We start from the raw sequence: 16,825 nt of genomic DNA, 5'->3' as shown, positions 1-16,825 counted from the left end.
ATGACTTTAATTAAACCTAATAAAATTCCTGTCACTATTTTAACTGGATATTTAGGAGCTGGGAAAACCACGCTTTTAAATCGAATACTAACAGAAAAACATCATCAAAAGATTGCGGTCATTGTCAATGAGTATGGAGAAGTTGGGATCGATAATCAGCTCGTCGTTGATGCTGACGAGGAAATTTTGGAAATGAATAATGGTTGTATCTGCTGCACAGTTCGAGGAGATTTAATCCGTATTTTGCGCACCCTTGTATTTTCAATGAATCAAGGTAAAGTTAAATTTGACCGAGTCTTAATTGAAACAACAGGTCTCGCTGATCCGGCACCTGTTGCCCAGACATTTTTTATGGATGAGTTACTTTCAGAAAAATTTAATGTAGATAGTATTATTACCGTAGTAGACAGTAAACATATCACTAGGCACCTTGATGGTCATGATGAGGCACAAGAGCAAATTGCTTTTGCTGATGTCATTATTTTAAATAAAACAGATTTAGTTTCTGAGAACGGCCTGAACTCTTTGGAGAAAAGAATAACAAATATGAACCCGGCGGCTAAGAGGATTCATGCACAAAATTGTAATATTAATTTAAGAGATATATTAGGTATTAATACGTTTGATGTTAATCGCAAACTTGAAATTGACCCCCACTTTCTAGAAGATCATCACCATCACGATCATGATGATAAGGTGTCTTCTATTGCTTTTCGAGAAGAGAAACCTCTTGATTTAGAAAAAGTTGATCATTGGATGGATTACCTTGTTCGGGAAAAAGGGGAAGATTTATTGCGTTACAAAGGCATTCTTCATATTAAAGGGATGGAACATCGAATCGTATTTCAGGGACTTCATATGTTGTTTTCAGGAAACCCAGATCGGAAATGGAAAGAAAATGAAACAAGATTAAGTGAACTTGTTTTTATTGGTAAGGACTTAAATAAAGAGGAGTTGGAGCAACAATTTAAAAATTGTATAGCAAACTAACCCTCTCAACTAATTATTTCGTTTTCAACCACATGAGAAAAACGAATTAAGATACTAAAAAATCATTATGAAGTACTCTAGTTGAGCTATTGTATCTTAATGAAGGCGGAGGTCTACTACCATGCTCGATAACCTGTACAGACAAGTTATCATGGATCACTATAGACAAAAGAGAAATTTTGAAGAAATAAAGGGAGAAAATATACGAAAAATACATTATAAAAACCCTACTTGCGGCGATGTCATGACGTTATTTTTAGACCTTGAACAAGATCGAGTTCGGAAAGCAGCCTTCCTTGGTGAAGGCTGCAGCATTAGTATGGCGTCTGCATCTATGATGACAGAACTTATCGAAAACAAGTCTTTAAAAGAGATTGCGTCCCTAAGAAAAGCATTTGAGGATTTAATTCGCCATGGAAATGTAACAGATAAAATAGATTTAGGTGATAGTTTATCTTTACAAGGAGTCCATAAGTTAAAAGCAAGACATAATTGTGCATTAATGACTTGGCAAGCATTAGATAAAGTTTTAAAAGACGAAAAAGAATATAATTCCCTTTAGAGTATTAGTAGATAAATATTAGACCATGTTTATGTATGGTGATTATTCTTCACGTAAAAAAACTGTTTTTTGTTTAGAAAAACAGTTTGCTACTTTCATAATAGTTCATGTAAAAAATGTTTGAATTTCTCAACTCTGCTATAGAATATATTGTTCTGAAACGCTAATCTGTCTCTTGCGTTATCTTTCGTTAAAATATCAACCCCACTATCAATCCTTTCTGGGACATGTTCCCCGTTAACTGCTTTTATTGCTTGTACTACGCTTAAATAAGCCATATCATAAGGATTCTGTGCTATGGTAGCGCTTAGCTTTCCTTCATTTACAACATCTATCATATCGGTAATGCCATCCGTTCCAATGATAGGAATCATCAAGCCTTCTTTTTCTACTGTTTTTAATACATTTAGGGCAATTAAATCGTCAGTAGCAAATACCCCTTGGATATCTGGATGATTCTGCAAAATATTTTCGAATACAGATATTGTCTTTCCATATCGATCTTCTCCTAACTGTTCTGTCGTAATCTCGATTCCGGCTTTTCCTAAGGCCTCCTTCGCTCCCTTTATCCGCTCTACCTCAGCATGATCTTTTAAAGTTCCATGAATAATTGCTACTTGATCGCCTGGCTGCAGCATGGATCCTAGCAATTGTCCTGCCATTATGCCCAATTTAAGGTGGTCTGTTCCTATATACGTGACTTTGTCTTCCCAGTCAGCGTCTCTACCAGCAAACAATACAGGAATGTTATTTTTCTTATATTCCATCAATACTGGAATGGTAACGGAGGGATGTATGGGAGTAACGATCAGTGCATCCGGATGTTGTCTTAAAACTTTTTTTAATGTATCCACTTCATTTGAAATGGGATAGATGGAATTAGGTGCTATCACTTGTCCATCTATGTCAAAATCATGAAACGCTTTTTTAGCTCCTGATTCAAAAATTTTCCAATACTCTAAGTCTAAACTTTTTGCAACAACTACCACTTTAAGCTTCTCATCTTCTTTTAAAAAATGAACGATAAAGCTTATTAAAACTGTAAGACATAGTAATGAAACGATCCATTTCTTTTTCAATATTCTCCCTCCTACTATGGACGATCGGGATTCTATGACGTTGAGACTCTTTTAAAAGTTAAATCCTTCCGAAACTGAAATACAAGGTGGGATTCATTTAATTGTTAATTAAATTATAAAAGCATTCTACTAAAAGCTACAGAAAGTAACAATCAAAACAGTAAAATTATTTAAAAGTTTGATACGACTCCTCAGGGCCTTATAAATATGAGTGGGATACCGAACTTTTTGCCAAAGAAGGATCATATGAAAGCAAGTTGCAAGGAATAGAAGAATTAACGCACAATTAAGAAGAGTAGTTGTAATATGTTAATCCCATTTCATAGTGAAAAATTATAAAAATGAACAATTAGAAGATCATCACCAAGATAATCTTGGTGGCAGTTTGTAGAAAAGGGGTTCGGAATGGTCTTATTCCGAACCCCTTTTTGATTTTTTATTGGATTTGAAGCAATTATAGAGAATAGTAGATCTCTCCTAGGTCATCATTTAGGACATTTTTGGACCATGCCAAGTCCAGTTGGCCATTGAGTGCCCTTTAGAAAAAGTCAAATGTATATATCACTTCCTCCATTAAATGGCCCGATTGTTGTACACAAGTTAAACACCGTTCTTCAACTAAACTGCTTTGTTAACACAAGAAGGGCTGATCATCATATAGAACAATCGCACCCATTAGTTTAAGATTCTCTTAAGCTCCCAGCATTTATATATCTAAATAACGCCCCCGTTAGCTTAAGTACATTTCTTCACAAATAATTTTACGAAAGTTATAGATGGAACCATTAAAAAAGAGAGGCTCATTTTCTGAGCTTCCCTCAATGTATCTTTTCATTCTGCTTTTCAATAAAATATTTATTTAAACTTAATACCGTAATAGCGCATTGCCTCTAGGCTACCTTCATATTCAAAAATTCCCTTTTCGATTAATTTCCTAACCCTATATTCCAAGAAGCTGTCACCTATATACTGAAGAATATGTCCATAAACTTCACCAATTAATCTTGCACTCATAATAAACCCTTTTTTCTTCCCAATCAGCTTCTTCGCTTTTTCGATTATAAAATCATCGAAATAGTCTTCAGGTACAACTTTTATTTCTTCATTTTCCCATATTCTTAATGTACCAGGATTCGTGGAGAGGTCTAACCACTTTTTTTCATAATGCTTACGCTCTATGTGAGATAAAATCTGGTTTTCATCTTGGCTATATTTATATATGGTTTGTAATTCTTTTAAAGGGATTTCACCCGAAAAAAAAGGTACATACTTCTTAGCCTTTTTTTCAAACAATTTCCTGTACAATGCTGCGGTATCAATGATACAAATATTATTCTTTCGTTCCCGCAACAAATACATTGTAAAAAAGAAGTGCTGTTTGTTCATTTGCATTTTCTGATACCCATATGTAAATTGGGAGATCATCATGAATTGATAATACTTGAGAAATGACTTTCGGCAAACTTTCTTTATAAAATTCAACTTCATATTCATTAGATAAGTTGTTTTTTAACCAATCAAATCTATCTGTTTGTCCCTTTTCGGTATCTAAACTGGTTATAGGAGCAATAGAGAAATTTTCGTGGAAAGCTATAATAAACTCTTCTTCAAGGATGTTTAATTCTTTTAATGGTTGTCTTAAATATGGGTATCCAAATTGTATATGAATTTTTTTGTAATTACTTTTTCCAAATAGATCTGAGTCTGTAACTTTTGGATAGAGAATTTCATTCAAAATTTCTTTAAGATCTTTTGCAAACTCAACTAAAGAATTCTCTTTATCCTCTAACAACGCAATCCTATAAAGAATAAATTGCAAGTATGACCTTACTTCCTGTTCTGGCAAGTCCTTTACTTTATTCTTTATATCGTCGAGAATATCCACCTAAAAACTCCTTCTATAATCAAGTAAAAGTATTAATCTTAAATAAAAATGTTCTTTTTGAAGTTATTTTCTCCAAATACTCTTTAACTAAACTCCCTCTATAAATAAAGGATAATCTTACGATTTCTCAAGTTTTCTCACGATTTCATAGTCATTCAGTTTTAATAGACTTTGATTTAATGGAATAATGCTGTATTATAGGTTAATTTTGGAGTCAAGAAGCAAAAAAGGACCATAGCTACCTAACCACTTCTATCCAAAAAGTGGATATCAAGTTAAAGTATGGTCGCACTGGAGGATCTCTACAACTCTCATGGAGGTCAACCCTCCCATTTCTCACAGAGTCTATGCTCCAAAATTCCTTCGTCCAACCTTTCCATGAGGTAGATGTCAGTTATGCTGCCCGACAGGATCAATGTCCGTATTTTAGTTGTTTTACTGACTAATCCGTGCTTCAAATGTCAATAATCATTTAATTAAACTATTACTATCAATAGAGACAATAAATTGTATGAGAAATCTAAGAAGCTTTCTGTAATCCCTCCATATGAGGAATATCCTTTAACATTCTTTCTTCACTAAACTCAAATTGTTTTTTACCAATAGCGAATAAGACACGTATTAATTTATTACATAAAGCTATAAGGGACTGCATCTTTTTCAATGGATTGCCAGGGCGTTTTGTATAATACTCATGTAAGGCTTTAAAGGCTGAATTCTTGGCAACAAGGGGCATGACTACACGAAACAAAAGGGCTCTTAGGTTTTTCCTGCCTCTCTTTGTAATTTTCGTTTGTCCCTTATGCTTACCTGAAGTGTTCTCCTTCAAGCTTAATCCTGCAAGTTTGATAATTTGCCGAGGATGTGAGTAAAAACTAAGGTCTCCGACCTCTGCAAAAAAGCCTGCTATCGTATCTTTTCCTATACCAGTAATCGCTAACATTTGTTGTACACCTGGTATTTGTTCTAGTAATTCATCCCTCTTAGCCTCAAGTTGTTCGAATTTCTGAATAATTAATTCATATTTATCTAATAAGGTGCTTAATTCTAATCTAGCTAATTCAGAACCCTCCCGGATTCCAATAGATTCACTAGCTGCTTGTTTCAATTTTTGTATTCTACTTATACCTACTGCACGTGTCACAGCTTTTCTGAGATGAGTTAAAATCTCCTGATCTGATAACTTTACTAACTCATGGGGTAACAAGTTAAGTTTCAACATTTGAAGAGCTGATTGACCTTCCCAGTCCTTAAATACATTAAGGAATTCGGGGAAATATCGATCAATCCAATTATGAATTTGCCCTTGTACAGCCTGAAGATCAACAGATAAAAGATCGCGTATTTTACGTGCGACCCGAAGGTCGGCATATACTCCTTCTGGAATATTAGGTTCGGCGTATCTTCCATCTTTAACAAGCTGTGCGATAACTCTCGCATCCTTTACATCATTTTTTGTTGGGGAATTATCATCTAATTCCTTAGTCTTCTTAACGTGCATTGGATTTACAACGACAAATTTGAGATTATTCTCTTTTAGATAATGAGCTAAATTAAGCCAATAATGTCCCGTAGGTTCCATACCAATGATTACCTTATCCAAGTCGTTTTGACTTTGTAATTCTTTTATCCATTCTAGAAAACTTTCAAAACTACATTTCGTATTTTCAAAGTGTATAGGTGCCCCAAACTCCAAGCCTCTAAAGTCTTGGGCACGGGCAACGTGCTTGAATTTCGCTATATCTACACCTATAATTAGAGTTTGAGAAGTAATTTGAGCAATCTTTTTATTTTGGTTATAATTCATTTTGAGCCTCCTGGTTTATATGTTTTTTGTCCTATTTGCCGCCAAGCTTGGGACATTCATATAATACCAAGAGGTTTTTTAATGCTCAAACTCCATTTTTCTTCATTACAGGAATGCTGCCCATTAGCGGAACAAGGAAAGCGACTGCCTTTATTTGACTATCGCACCCGTTACTTTAAGTACTATACTTCACAATCTGCTTCGTTAATCAAACCAAAAAAGGCGATACCTTTAAAGAATCGCACTCATTTAGACTAGTTAAAATATATTCTTGATTAAACGAATCATCATTCTCGGTATAAACATTAAGATGTTCCAAACTAATTCAAATAAGATTGAATCTCGAATTTCAATAAGTATGTCTTTAAAAATGCCGCCCTGACCATTCTTTTTCTCTTTCCTGATTTTCATCCTCTATCTCCTAATAACTCAATATTTACTATTTTGACCCGAAGTTCTAAAAAACTATTTCGATTATCCTATCTGTTAGCACAATAAGAGCTGTCAAAATGACAGTTCTTATCTTAAGTATTGCACCCGTTAGCCATCCATGCAGCTCAAAACCAGTGCTGCACCACAAAGAATGAAAATGGTTAGGAAGTGTCAATACTGATACTGACCTTAATCCAGTCTACCCTAATCCATAGACTTTTTAATTACCGCTCTCCTCTTTTTTTAACGATTGAGTAGGGTCTTCTTCAATATTGTCATTTTTCTATTCTTGAAGAAACTTATTTTCATGGTAGTTTAAAAAGACAGTCCTGCTTCTTGTAATGCAAGTTGATAAATATCACTTAATTTTTGAACATCTGTCTGCAGTAACTTATCCCTAATGGTACTAAATAGGTCACTTGAAATGTTAGGAAATTCGTTTTCAAAATCCTCATTTTCATCTAAAAACCTTAGTGAATCAATGATAGCTAAAAATATGTTTGGGTATTGAATCTTAATGTCGGAAGCATACTTAAGAAACTCTTCTAGATTTTTATCAAAATGATGGCAGTCATATTCTTCAACACCTGTATAGAATGGAAATCCACTACCGTCTTCCCACTCTAAAAGAAGACCCCAAAATGCAATAAGTGAACCCCCTCTATATCTTAAATTATCATCATTAAAGTGTTCATAATAAGGGTAAAACAATTCGCCACACCAATCTAAGTCAATTATTCCACCCATTTCTTTTATATCATTGCGTAACAAGTCTAATTTGCCTTTAATAGAACTCATTGGTAGTCCCCCTTAAAGAATGCAATAAAAATTGGTTTTAAACCTATTTTATTCGCCTTTCTTATTCAATTAACCTGCCCCTTTAGCACAATAAACAAAGGGAGCTATCGCAGCATCTCCCTGTTCGCCACAAAAGGACCCGTTAGCTTGAACAAGGCAAATGTTATTGTTCATCCCCTTATTCACATATTACACGTTCCATTGTCATGCCCTCTCTTTATTCTACGCTCGATAAAAGATTGTAAATGCCACATTAAGTTATTTAACGATTCTTAAAGTTTTGGTAAATGGAAACACTTCTGCCATTTTATGCTTTATCATGAAAAAGCAATGATAAATTGAGAGGGGAATTATCCATGAAAACCAAACCAAGAAAACGAAACCTGGCCCAAAAACTGGTGTTTACAGGTGCCAGTGTCGCATTGGGGCTATCTTTATTCACGAGCACGTCTGCCTCTGCAGAAAAAAACGAACGTAAACATCAAAAGCCATCTTTTGAATTCGGCCTCATTTCCGATATTCAATATTGTGATTGTGATACAAATGGGGTTCGCTTTTACCGCAATTCCATCAGCAAACTGCAGGATGCAACGGCGGAACTGAATAAACACGACCTGGAGTTCACCATACAGACGGGTGATTTAATTGACAGGAACAGGGAGAGTTTCGACACTATTCTTCCATATTTCAATCAGATAAATAGCAAAAAATATCATATGTTGGGGAACCATGACTACGACTACCCGAATAGTTCATCCGACCAGACGGTAGACATTCTGGGCATGAAGAATCAATATTATGACTTCGCGGAAGATGGATGGCGTTTCATCGTCTTGGATACAAACGATATGAGCCTGTATGCCAACGAACCGGGAACTCCGAAATACCAGCAATCCGAACAGTTGTATAACCAACTGAAGGCAACCGGGGCAAACAACGCCCAGACCTGGAACGGAGGAGTCGGGCCGGAACAAATGAAATGGTTACATAACGTGCTTCAAAAATCAAAGAAAAAGGGCGAAAAAGTGGTTGTGCTTGGCCATCATCCGGTATATCCTGCGAACGAGCACAACGCATGGAATGATGCTGACATCATGCGGGAGCTTGAGTCTGCGGGCAACGTAGTAGCTTACTTTAATGGTCATAACCATGCCGGCAATTACGGGGAGAACAACGGAATCAAATATGTGAATTTCCATGGTATGCTGGATACTGCCGACAGCAGTGCGTTCGCTGTCATCCAGGCTTTCAAAGATCGCCTTGAGGTTGATGGTTTCGGCCGACAGCCAGACCTCACCATCCATGTGGAGAATCACAAGGAAGACGATGATGACCAACATGATGACGAAAATGACAATCATAACAATGACCGGGATGATCACCAGAACGAAAACAATTAGGAATAGATAACATATTTTTAAAGATGGAAACAAATCTAAGAGTCGAGTTGCTAGACCCTTAGGTTTGTTTTATCTTAACAATTTTTAAACAGAAATCCCTCCGAACTGTTCCAACACACACTGGTCAGAATGGTTATATGCGTCCTAAGCATTCTTTTTGTACTAACTTGCCCCTATAGACAGCCATGTAGCAATGCTGCCCTACAAAAAATGATAATGTCTAGAAACTGGAAATATCGATTACCGGCTTCCAGTCTCACCCTTCTTAGCTAAACACAGTCGCAAGGTAACTTCATCCATTACAAATTTCATTGAGGCAGACGACGTGTGACTCTTTTTTCGCCATACAACCAATACATTATCATCCCAAAATTAACCGGTGAAATACAGTTCTTTTTTGTATTTCCTTGTTCAACTAACCTGCACTTGTTCAATAAGGTCATTGTTTTTTATACTCACATAGAAATCTCTCGACACCTGGATACTTTTCACCAAGGCTTGTTATTTTAAAACCATAATTCCGATAAAAAACAACTGCTTCTTTATCAGTTTCAGCAGTAATCAATGGATATTTATCAGAAATATCTTAACCATTTTACTACCATTACCTTTTCCTCTTTTGAATGGAGATACTGCAATATGTTTAATTTCGCACCTATTTAAACTCATAATTTCAATACCTATACAACCAACAATTTCCCCTTTAGACTCATACCTAAATAATTTTCGGTTTAGTGAATTCAAATATATTTCGTATTCTTGGTCAATTTTTATATCCGAGGTAGCGAAGGATAGTAGTTTCCTAATTGATGGATGAATCGTTTTTGAATTAACTTTTTTCATATCATCACCTTTTAACTGGTCATATTCTATTTACTCGTCCATTGAACAAAACCCACCTTTTTGGCCGGCTGTTGGAGAGCCTGTGGGGACAAAGGTCATTGTATTTCCTGAGAAAAGAGAGTAAGTTCATTTGAAACCTCACGACACATAAAAACACCATCCTTTCCATCATATTACAGAAAGAATAGCGTTTTTTTCGTTTTGGGGATAATGATTTGCCTTAGCTTGATGGGCATGGAGTACTACCAGCAAATCGGAAAAAAACCACGTTAAGCAAATTTCGACAAAAAACAAGCCGGGTTTTACCCCGTTAAAGGGAAACCGGCTCGTTTTTGTTTTTCTACACAACACTTATTTTTATTTGTAGTCTTTTGTCCTCCGTTTTTGCACCGGAACCGTTGATTGAGTCAGATTCTATGTAGAGGTGCTCTGGATGCGGATGACTGAGAAAATCATGATGGGAAATAGCCCAACCATAAGCTCCTGCATAACTGAAAAGAAGAATATCTCCAACCCGAATACGTGGAACAGATATATCTCTTGCAAGTACATCATTAGGAGTACACAGCTCCCCTGCCACAGTAATCACAGAATCGTTTAATTCAGGGCGCGCGAAGGGATATGACCACTTTTCTACTGGTACGATTGTAAAAGGGTGACTCGATTTCCAAGCTGCCGGGAGTCTTAAGTGATGGCTTCCCCCACGAATCACACAAAAAGATTTACCATGATTTTGTTTGATATCTAATACCTCTGCTGCGTAGTAGCCGCACGAAGAAGTGATGTAACGACCACATTCAAACAACGTCTGCCAATTGGTATTGTTGTGCTTTTCTAATACTTTTTCTAAACCCTCCATAAAGTCGACCCAATCAAACTGATTTTCTACATCTTGGTAGTTAATCCCAATACCTCCGCCTACATTTATATAAGAGATATCTATATTCCACTCTTTTCCCCATGTTTTTGCCATTTCAAAGCAATGGTCTACAAAGTACACGTGGGTCTTAGAATCACCATTATTAGACATTGCGTGAAAATGAAAACCTAGGAGCTTCACATTCGGCAAACTTTTTGCTAAAGCAATTGCATTGGGCACTTCTACTTCATCAATTCCAAATTGTGTCGGTACACCTGCCATTTTCAATTGTGCGTTTGGAACGGAACTACGCAAATTGACACGCAGCAAAATGGATACGGTTGTCCCTTTTTGACTGGCAATGTGATTGACCAACTGCAATTCATGTATGCTCTCAACATGAAGCAAAGTGACTCCGTGATGAATAGCCCCTTCAATCTCTTCCTGTGTTTTTCCAGGTCCACCGAACAGGATAGGAATTTTCGCATCCACAGCCCGGACTTTCTCTATCTCCCCTAATGAAGCTACTTCAAACCCATGAACCATTGGAGCTAAAGTTGTAAGTAGATTTGCATCTGAGTTTGCTTTAATCGCATAAAATAAACGACATGCTGAAGGAAGAGTTGTCATTAATTGATTCACATGGTGACGCAGTTTCGATAAGTCATATAAATAGGCACAAAAAGGTTTCTCTCGTTCCATTCTGAGAGATTGCACGATATTTTCCATCTTTATTTGTCCACTCCCATATATAATTACAATTGCCAAATTTGTCGTCTTCTTGCTACGATAACTAAGGTTGTTACAATACAGCCTAACCCCATTATGACGCCTGCCCATAAAGCACCTGCCCATGCCGCAATAGCCCCTATGAGTATCGCTCCTAACGGAATAAATCCTCTATCCATTAAGGCAATGCTCAATATCCTGCCTCGCAATTGATCGGGAACGTGAATCTGTAAAGTAATGCGGCTCATCGTTCGGTAGGTCTGACTCGTTAATCCGACAAGAAACATAGCTGTTCCTGCTATGAACACGTTTTTGGTTCCTATAAATAAAAGCAAAGATACTCCAAATCCCATAATGGAATAAATCAACCACTTTCCCGCACCCTTGATTTCTTTACCAAGAGAAAGCCAAGTTGTCCCAACTAATGCACCGACAGATGAAACAGATAGAAGCATCCCAAATCCTTCAGGTCCAAGCTTTAAAAGATCCTTAGCAAATAAGGGCATCATCGTTGTGTAAGGAAACCCAAATATCATCGGTACAATAGCTAAAATAAGTAAAGATTGAACGGAGGGTTGACTTTTTATATAATCCGCTGCCTCTCGAAGCGTTGTTTTCTCTCTTTCCTTTTTATCAGGGGTTGGAAAAGAATAAGAACGAATCATAAGTAACGATAATAGTACACCTAACGTACCCCACGCGTTAATATAAAATAAATTGGCAATGTCGATGATTGTAAGCAATACTCCTGCAATCGCTGGTCCGATAATACGAGAAAGATTAATGACCATCGTATTAATAGCGATTGCACTTGCCATAGAGCTCTGAGGTACAAGATTTGGCACTAATGCATTTCGAATAGGCGAGTCCATAGCTGCCAGCATAGACCTTAGCGTGACAATGAATGCAAAAAACCAAAATGACTGTCTTGCCTCGATAAGATAGCCCAGGAAAAACGTCAACAACATCATACCTATTTGAAGCAAAATTAATAATTTTCGTCGATCATATCGATCAGCCAATATGCCTGCCGGTACACTCAGTAAAAAAGTAGGCACTAAACGGCAAGCATTCACCAATCCTAAATGGAGTGGAGAGTTCGTAAACTGTAATACCGCCCAGTTTAAGGCGACTAAATCCATCCAATCCCCTACTCGTGTCACCAAGCTTCCAGACATGAAAATTCTAAACATTCTTGAGTGAAGAGCAAAGCGTGATGGCTGCTGAAACTGAACTTCTATTTGTGCCATAACTCCTTATTCTTCCTTCCGACTAAATTCGTGAAGAGGATTAGGGACGATTGCGTAGGAATATTCTTTCCCTTCGGGTTCTAAACGCATTTTTGCAAGTGCCTTGTGATCTACTTCTGCTTGATATAATGCTTTCCTGTCTATGCGTACACTTTCGGAATAGTGGGGTAAGGACTCAAGTTGATCAAAGACTTTTTTGCAAATCCGATGAATCTCCTGCCACAACTCTCCTTCCCCTAAGCCAAAATGCTTGCATACTTGCAGAACTAACTCACCGCAGTGATTCTGTAATACCGTATAAAATACCTTATTATGCATTTCCTTTAGACTATCCGTCACCGTGACGGAACCAGGATAAAATTGCACTTGTTCTTGATGTTGTTGTAGTCTGCTTCGATATATTCTAGTTCCTCCCCAATCGCGAAACAGCATTCGAACAGGGCGACCATCTTTAAATACCATCACACTGTTTTGTAAATGACCTTCTAAACCAATTCCGTACTTTACCATGAGGGTAAGGAAGCCTGGAAGTGCGATTGAAACATACTCTGAGACGAACTGAAACGCAGCCTTCCGAAGTGACGTTTCTTTCCTTTTTTCAGCATACATTTCAATTAATTCGACAAGAATCAACTTTTCCGTGATTGGTGATTCAGCAAAAAGTGAGCTGCCAACAATGGCTACTTCGTCCAACGCTACAAATGATTCTACATTCTCACGTAACACAGCAGATAGATTTCTGCTTTTTAGCTTATGATTACCTGTAAGTCCTTCTGTTTCTTTGATTTTGAAATTAAATCCTGCGCATTCACACACAGGTACAAACTTCTCAACCAAGTCTTGTTCCTGCTGCATAATGGAACGAATGAGTCGAGTAAAGACCGTAGCGTTATTTGTGGTATTTGCGGATATAGAGCGAACAGTAGAAGTCATCTGACTGTTGACAGCTACTTTTATCGCATGTTTAGGCGTCTCCCCATTCGCAAAAGGTACTACTGTTCTGAAAGAAGATGTTGCCCCACTTCGAACCATCATGCCACGTATAGGAACCACAATCTGTTCCTTGATTTCTTGGTGGTAGATGTCTGGTAGTGCTTTTTCCAGCTGCCAAGGATGCACAGGGACCAATACATAATCGTTAACGCTGAGTTCGTGTTCTGCAAATTCTCGTTTAACTGCCTTTGGTAATTCTGGATACTCTTTAAAGAGAAATGCATTCGCATCCTCTTCATTTTCCTCTATAACGACCCACTCCGCATAATCCTTATGAATTCCGACAAAATGAATATCGGCTACTCCATCAAATTCTGGTGCATAACGAAACACATCTTCTGGTTCCATGCCTATTTTTGTTTTGGTACCTGGATGAAGATTATGTCCTTCTACGGATAATTGTTCAAAAAACAAACTTGAATCAAATTCACGATCTTGCATCTTTTGTAACAGTACCCAATCAATGGTAGTCGTAATTCCGTGTTCATCAGCTTTTTTCTGAAGTTCTTTTTTCTTCTGCTTCCAATAGGCATAGGAAAGTGCCAGATTCGCACTTCCATTTACTAATTCTTCAGCTAGCTTCACCCATGCACTTTGCCCTATTTCATTGTGAGCTTCTTCCTTATGGCGCATCAACTGGAGCAATTCAACAGCGTGTTCTATTGTTCTAACTCCATCTTCAGAAACATGTAAAATAACACCATCTACTTCTACTCGGTTAAAGGCATAAGTTCGAGTTACCGGAATAACAAGACATTCTCTCTCACAAAGAGGATATAATTTATAGATTTTTCCACTTTCTAAGCCATATGTATGGAGTGTTCGAATAACCATCTGCCAATACTCATCAATAGCTGGAACATTTAAAGCCTGAATGGAGTCAATAATGTACAGATCATACGAACTTGAAGTAAGTCCCATGATATCTTCACGCAACATGGCCCCTGCTAGCCGACGCAAAATCCCTTGACGCCCTCTTGCAAGAGAAAACACATATGCAGGAACCATATCAGGATAATTGGTTTCTAAAAAAGTGAGGACTTTTAATTCATCTTCCAGCATATATTCCTGTCGGAAATTCCTATATACCGTATGTAGAACATCTCTTTCAAGAAGCTGAGTTGAACTTGCACTCATGACTGGATCTCTCCTTTCCATTCCGTTATAGGATTTGGAACTTGCATAAACGAATAGGCTGTAATATCTCCTCGTAGTCTCATAGTTGTTAGTGCCTTTAAGTCAATCATAGGTTGAAAAAGAGCTTGCTCGTCTGCTGAAGCCTGTTCTGCAATGGAAGGATCTTTCTTCAGTTCTTCAAAAACAGCTTTACATACTGCAACAACCTGCTTCCAAAGCTTCTCCTCATCGATTCCTAGGGCACGAACGATGCATGTGATTAATTCAGCAAAATGGTTCTGCATGACGGAATAAGAGATAATATTTCGCAATTGGTCTACTTTTTCCGTTACTATTGATGAGCCAGGATAAAATTCTGCTTGAAATCCTTGCTTCTTCAATCTTTCTGGTAGAATACGCACACCGCCAAAGTCTCTTAAAAGAATACGCACCAGCTCTCCATTACGAAAAACAGAGACACTATTCTGCATATGACCTTCTAAACTAATTCCATACCGTACCATCAAGGTTAAAAAGCCTGGTAACGATGTTTGTGCATATCTTTGTATAAATAAGGCTGCCGCCTCTGCTAAATCAGATAAACCATAGTAGCCAGCTAGTTCCTCTACTAATTCAACCGCAATAGGCTTACCGCTAATCGGTGAATCCGCTAAAAGCGCTGCAGCAGCCATGGGGATTTCCTCCTCGTTTTTGACATGGTTCTCAGGATTCTCCCGCAGGATAGACGCTAAATTTGCTTGTAGTGTCCAGCGCTCATCTTCCGACAACGCTTGATTTGCTGGTTGAAAATAAGTACCCGCTCGTTCTTGAAGTACAACAAAGCTTCCCGCAAAATCATTCTCTTTTTCTTGAATGTTGGCTAATATTTTCGAAAGAATTGGCCCATTTTCCACGGAATTAGGTGAAACGGTACGTACAGCACTGGTTGTTTGTACATTGACTGCTGTTTTTATATGATGCTTTCTCTGCCCGCGGTTTTGGATGGGAGCTAACGAGCGAAAAGAAACCAATGACAGTGTCGGAATACGAAAATCCGAAATAGGAACGATCCTTTTCTGTTCTATCTCTTCTTTGTACAGAGTGCATAAAGTATGATCAAACTGCCATGGGTGAACGGGAATCAACTCGAACTGGGTATGATCTAATCCCTGCTCTTGTAATGTTTTTTCAACAAATAATTGTAAGCATTCATATTCTTGGTACAGACGAGTTGTCACTGTATGTTCATCGATAGATGTGGTTTGACAATCGTTTTTTGCAACCGCCGCAAGAGCTACCTCTGGAGTGGCACCCCATTCTGGTGAATAACGTATGACATCGGCTACCTCAAGACCAAACTTTGTCTTAGCTCCAGGATGCAGGGGATGACCTTCAACAACCCATTGTTCATAAAAAGCAAGTGGACTAAAGTTCTTGTTGTCCTTACTCTGTTTGACCACCCATTCTAAGGAGGTCTGTATATCTTCTAATTTAGCAATAGCAGCTAACTCTCTTTTCCTTCGAGCAGCACCTGCCAATGCTAAGGTTAGATTCGCTACTCCGTTTTTAATTTCCATTTTGAATCGTTGAAACTGCTCTTCCGTTGCTTCTTTTAACAATCCTTCTTGCCTTAACAACTCTAGTAGTTCAACAGGATGTGTAAGTACTCTAGAGGACCCACAACTTTCAACAATAGCATCCCCTTCTACATCAAATCTTCCAAGTGAATGTCGCTTCTTGACGGCAGCCTGCAGCGTTTTTTCACCGGGAAGCTTAATATAGATCCTTGTTCCTTCTATCCATGAAACTCTCTCTTCGTCGATTAGCTTTTCTCGTATGAGTGCCTGAAATAGACGTTGAAAGATACCTCTTCTTCCTGCCTGAAGATTCATTAGATACAGTTCTTCCAATTCAGGCTCTTCGCTCCTAATGTAAGTTAACGTTTTTGATTCTTCCTCATCAAAAACCTCTTTTTGTATAATTCTCGTATATTCGGTATGTATCGCGCTCATTTCACTGTTCCTTTACCAGAAATTTTAATGATAATGATAATTGTTCTCAACAACTTATCTGAGTTTTATA

14 protein-coding genes are annotated in these 16,825 nt (G+C 37.6%); 3 read left to right on the top strand and 11 right to left on the bottom strand.

Annotated features, from left to right (window positions below):
• Nucleotides 1-990, top strand: coding sequence for a CobW family GTP-binding protein (locus GMB29_RS11115; protein WP_136358860.1), 990 nt, complete (start codon nucleotides 1-3; stop codon nucleotides 988-990).
• 121 nt (nucleotides 991-1,111) lie between these two features.
• The gene (gene sufU / locus GMB29_RS11110; RefSeq protein WP_136358862.1) at nucleotides 1,112-1,552 is read left to right on the top strand and encodes a Fe-S cluster assembly sulfur transfer protein SufU; all 441 of its coding nucleotides are present in this window, start codon (nucleotides 1,112-1,114) and stop codon (nucleotides 1,550-1,552) included.
• A gap of 95 nt (nucleotides 1,553-1,647) precedes the next feature.
• Here sufU and GMB29_RS11105 read toward each other — a convergent pair whose 3' ends face one another.
• The 6 genes from GMB29_RS11105 to GMB29_RS11080 form a co-directional block, all read right to left on the bottom strand.
• Nucleotides 1,648-2,631, bottom strand: a complete 984-nt coding sequence (locus GMB29_RS11105; RefSeq protein ID WP_168733985.1) for a sugar ABC transporter substrate-binding protein — start codon at nucleotides 2,629-2,631, stop codon at nucleotides 1,648-1,650.
• Nucleotides 2,632-3,486: 855 nt separating this feature from the next.
• Nucleotides 3,487-4,023, bottom strand: a complete 537-nt coding sequence (locus GMB29_RS11100) for a DUF3658 domain-containing protein (RefSeq protein WP_168733986.1) — start codon at nucleotides 4,021-4,023, stop codon at nucleotides 3,487-3,489.
• Entirely contained in the window at nucleotides 3,962-4,516 is a 555-nt protein-coding gene (locus GMB29_RS11095) for a DUF1835 domain-containing protein (protein WP_136358868.1), read from the bottom strand. The genes GMB29_RS11100 and GMB29_RS11095 overlap by 62 nt, the downstream gene beginning before the upstream one ends.
• Nucleotides 4,517-5,036: 520 nt before the next feature.
• Nucleotides 5,037-6,323: an IS110 family RNA-guided transposase gene (locus GMB29_RS11090; RefSeq protein ID WP_155443879.1), complete on the bottom strand. Its 1,287-nt coding sequence runs from the start codon at nucleotides 6,321-6,323 to the stop codon at nucleotides 5,037-5,039.
• Between the two features lie 258 nt (nucleotides 6,324-6,581).
• A complete protein-coding gene (locus GMB29_RS11085; RefSeq protein WP_155443878.1) occupies nucleotides 6,582-6,734 on the bottom strand; it encodes a hypothetical protein in 153 nt (50 codons plus the stop codon).
• A 336-nt stretch (nucleotides 6,735-7,070) separates the two neighbouring features.
• Nucleotides 7,071-7,553, bottom strand: a complete 483-nt coding sequence (locus tag GMB29_RS11080) for a hypothetical protein (RefSeq protein WP_136356888.1) — start codon at nucleotides 7,551-7,553, stop codon at nucleotides 7,071-7,073.
• Between the two features lie 356 nt (nucleotides 7,554-7,909).
• Between GMB29_RS11080 and GMB29_RS11075 the strand changes: the two genes are divergently transcribed.
• Nucleotides 7,910-8,953: a metallophosphoesterase gene (locus GMB29_RS11075; protein WP_136356890.1), complete on the top strand. Its 1,044-nt coding sequence runs from the start codon at nucleotides 7,910-7,912 to the stop codon at nucleotides 8,951-8,953.
• Nucleotides 8,954-9,514: 561 nt separating this feature from the next.
• On the opposite strand, the gene GMB29_RS11070 is transcribed toward GMB29_RS11075, so the two are convergent.
• The 5 genes from GMB29_RS11070 to GMB29_RS11050 all read right to left on the bottom strand — a co-directional run bounded on the left by GMB29_RS11070 (nucleotide 9,515) and on the right by GMB29_RS11050 (nucleotide 16,755).
• A complete protein-coding gene (locus GMB29_RS11070; protein WP_227551666.1) occupies nucleotides 9,515-9,796 on the bottom strand; it encodes a GNAT family N-acetyltransferase in 282 nt (93 codons plus the stop codon).
• 340 nt (nucleotides 9,797-10,136) lie between these two features.
• Complete coding sequence (locus GMB29_RS11065; protein ID WP_319941500.1) at nucleotides 10,137-11,423, bottom strand: type III PLP-dependent enzyme; 1,287 nt, start codon at nucleotides 11,421-11,423, stop codon at nucleotides 10,137-10,139.
• On the bottom strand, nucleotides 11,411-12,634 hold the full coding sequence (locus GMB29_RS11060; RefSeq protein WP_136356894.1) for an MFS transporter: 1,224 nt from the start codon (nucleotides 12,632-12,634) through the stop codon (nucleotides 11,411-11,413). Before GMB29_RS11060 ends, GMB29_RS11065 begins: the two co-directional genes overlap by 13 nt.
• Before the next feature lie 6 nt (nucleotides 12,635-12,640).
• A complete protein-coding gene (locus GMB29_RS11055; protein WP_136356896.1) occupies nucleotides 12,641-14,764 on the bottom strand; it encodes an IucA/IucC family protein in 2,124 nt (707 codons plus the stop codon).
• Complete coding sequence (locus tag GMB29_RS11050; RefSeq protein ID WP_136356898.1) at nucleotides 14,761-16,755, bottom strand: IucA/IucC family protein; 1,995 nt, start codon at nucleotides 16,753-16,755, stop codon at nucleotides 14,761-14,763. The genes GMB29_RS11055 and GMB29_RS11050 overlap by 4 nt, the downstream gene beginning before the upstream one ends.
• Nucleotides 16,756-16,825 lie beyond the last annotated feature (70 nt).

Origin of the sequence: Metabacillus sediminilitoris (assembly GCF_009720625.1) — a bacterium.
Classification (GTDB): Bacteria; Bacillota; Bacilli; order Bacillales; family Bacillaceae; genus Metabacillus; species Metabacillus sediminilitoris.
Note: the sequence above shows the minus strand (reverse complement) of the source record. Positions and strands in the feature narration are given on the sequence as shown.

Coding starts and splice junctions, on each gene's coding strand:
- GMB29_RS11115 (WP_136358860.1), top strand. CDS start 1: ATGACTTTAATTAAACCTAATAAAATTCCTGTCACTATTTTAACTGGA.
- sufU (WP_136358862.1), top strand. CDS start 1,112: ATGCTCGATAACCTGTACAGACAAGTTATCATGGATCACTATAGACAA.
- GMB29_RS11100 (WP_168733986.1), bottom strand. CDS start 4,023: ATGCAAATGAACAAACAGCACTTCTTTTTTACAATGTATTTGTTGCGG.
- GMB29_RS11090 (WP_155443879.1), bottom strand. CDS start 6,323: ATGAATTATAACCAAAATAAAAAGATTGCTCAAATTACTTCTCAAACT.
- GMB29_RS11085 (WP_155443878.1), bottom strand. CDS start 6,734: ATGAAAATCAGGAAAGAGAAAAAGAATGGTCAGGGCGGCATTTTTAAA.
- GMB29_RS11080 (WP_136356888.1), bottom strand. CDS start 7,553: ATGAGTTCTATTAAAGGCAAATTAGACTTGTTACGCAATGATATAAAA.
- GMB29_RS11075 (WP_136356890.1), top strand. CDS start 7,910: ATGAAAACCAAACCAAGAAAACGAAACCTGGCCCAAAAACTGGTGTTT.
- GMB29_RS11070 (WP_227551666.1), bottom strand. CDS start 9,796: ATGAAAAAAGTTAATTCAAAAACGATTCATCCATCAATTAGGAAACTA.
- GMB29_RS11060 (WP_136356894.1), bottom strand. CDS start 12,634: ATGGCACAAATAGAAGTTCAGTTTCAGCAGCCATCACGCTTTGCTCTT.
- GMB29_RS11055 (WP_136356896.1), bottom strand. CDS start 14,764: ATGAGTGCAAGTTCAACTCAGCTTCTTGAAAGAGATGTTCTACATACG.
- GMB29_RS11050 (WP_136356898.1), bottom strand. CDS start 16,755: ATGAGCGCGATACATACCGAATATACGAGAATTATACAAAAAGAGGTT.